Origin of the sequence: Vibrio sp. V19_P1S1T109 (genome assembly GCF_002241375.1) — a bacterium.
In the GTDB taxonomy this organism is placed as follows: domain Bacteria; phylum Pseudomonadota; class Gammaproteobacteria; order Enterobacterales; family Vibrionaceae; genus Vibrio; species Vibrio anguillarum.
Map to the genome: position 1 here is coordinate 1 of NZ_NDIM01000207.1, position 2,127 is coordinate 2,127.

Here is a 2,127-nt window from a genome sequence, read left to right on the forward strand (position 1 = left end):
GTTAATATCAATACGATAAACGAGTTTTTCTAATAAAGAGCATCCAGTTAGCATTGTCATTGCTAAAGGGACTGCGATTAACCACTTTTTTAACTGCATATTCAAAATTCTTTGCCAATAGGTCGTAAAACTGGACTGATAATAAACAAGCTCGCAGCAGAAGTAAAAAATAGACTGAGCTACGAGCTAGTTGAGACTGCAAATTTTGAGTTTGGTTGCAAACCTAAAAAGAAAAATGTCAGCTTAGGCGGCGATCAGCAGTTCTTTCGCATTAGCAAGGGTAGATTCGGTGATTTGGCTACCCCCTAAAAGGCGAGCAAGTTCAGCGACGCGTTGTTCACTATCTAATCGTTTCATTTGTGTTTCTGTCTTTCCTGCTTTGGCTTGCTTGCTGACAAACAGTTGTTGGTGCCCGCAGCCTGCCACTTGTGGTAAGTGAGTCACACACAGTACTTGGGTTGATTCACCTAATGTTCTTAACATTTTTCCGACTACCGCTGCTGTCGGGCCACTGATACCGACATCAACCTCATCAAAAATAAGGCTAGGAGTGTCTACTTTTTGAGCGGTGATCACTTGGATTGCTAGAGATATCCGTGACAGCTCTCCGCCTGACGCGACTTTAGCGATAGGCTGCAGCGGTTGACCTGGGTTGGTTGAGACTAAGAAAGTTACGGTGTCAAAACCCAGTGGTGATGGATGCGTTGTTTCATGATTAACTTCGATGCAGAACTTGGCTTTTTCCATGCTCAGTTCGTGCATGCTATTGGTTATTAACTTATCCAGTTCTTTCGCGTAACGGCTACGAGACTTATGCAGTTTGTCGGCACAGGTTGCAAACTGCTGATACTGTTTGGCAACGTTACTTTCCAGTTCTTGTAATTTATCTTCAGAGCAGTCAAGTTGCGCTATTTGTTTGAGCAGATCTTGGTGGTGGTGGTAAAGCGTTTCAGGAGCGATGTAGTGTTTGCGCGATATGGACATCACTTTAGAGTAACGTTCTTCTACATAAGCCATACGTTCAGGATCGACATCGATACTGTCCAGATAGTTTCGCAATTCACTGTTGGCTTCTTCGAGTTGGATGATGGCTTCAGCCACCATGTTGGGTAAGGTGGCAAGTTTTTCATCTAACTCGGCCAGTTCAAGCAAGGCGTGGTTGGCTGACTGCAGCAAACTTAGCGCATTGACTTCTTGCCCCTCATAAATAAGTTCAATGGCTTGCTGGCAAGTGGCAGCAAGCTCACCACTGTTGGCTAAACGTCTGTGCTCTTGTTCGAGTTCGGTGAACTCTTCTTCACCAATCGCCAATTCATTGAGCTCTTTGATTTGATATTCCAGCAGTTGAACTTGAGCTTGGTTTTGTTGACTATTTTCTTTGAGTTGATTGAGCTGGTTATCTGCTTGACGCCACATTTGGTAGGCTGAGCGTGTCTCTTTGACAAGACTCACGTGACCTGCGTATTGGTCCAGCATGCTCATTTGATACTCACTTTTCATCAGTTGATGATGGGCGTGTTGACCGTGAATGTTGATCAGTAATTGACCTAGAGCTTTGAGTTGTGAAAGAGGCACAGGGCTGCCATTGATGAAGGCTCGAGAGCGGCCATCTTTGGTGATGATTCGGCGTAAAATACACTCTTTTTGGTCGAGCAAGTCATTGTCTTCCAACCAGCGCGTGGCGTTGAGGTTATTGTCTAAAATAAAGGCGGCGCTGACTTCGGTTTTTTCTTCACCCTGCCTGACCATTCCTGCTTCCGCACGGCCACCAAGACATAAACTGAGCGCGTCAATTGCAATGGATTTACCCGCACCGGTTTCGCCAGTAATGGTAGTCATTCCTTTGGAAAGCTCTAACTGCAATGATTTAACAATAGCAAAATTATTCACACTTAAATGAGCCAGCATTTCTGTACCTATATAATCAAACAACACTGTATAAGCGAACAGTATAAACTGTTTTTTTATACAGTAAAGATGCCTGTCAGAAAACTATGAGTATTGGAAACTGCGCTGAGTTTAGTGCATGCGACAGAAAGTGATTTATGTTGCTTGATAGCTCTGGCTTTCTAGTGAATTTTACTTCATTCGATGGGGTTAATTAGTTTTGAATTGATTATTAAATGT

1 protein-coding gene and 1 pseudogene are annotated in these 2,127 nt (G+C 43.5%); both read right to left on the reverse strand.

Annotated features, from left to right (window positions below; genetic code table 11):
* Window positions 1-99 (reverse strand): annotated as a pseudogene (locus tag B9J87_RS09825) (outer membrane protein assembly factor BamE); the annotation flags it as partial.
* A gap of 144 nt (window positions 100-243) precedes the next feature.
* On the reverse strand, window positions 244-1,908 hold the full coding sequence (gene recN / locus B9J87_RS09830) for a DNA repair protein RecN (protein WP_094150491.1): 1,665 nt from the start codon (window positions 1,906-1,908) through the stop codon (window positions 244-246).
* Window positions 1,909-2,127: the final 219 nt, after the last annotated feature.

What these genes read in the sequence shown, in the direction of transcription:
- recN (WP_094150491.1), bottom strand. Translation starts at nt 1,908, where the DNA reads ATGCTGGCTCATTTAAGTGTGAATAATTTTGCTATTGTTAAATCATTG.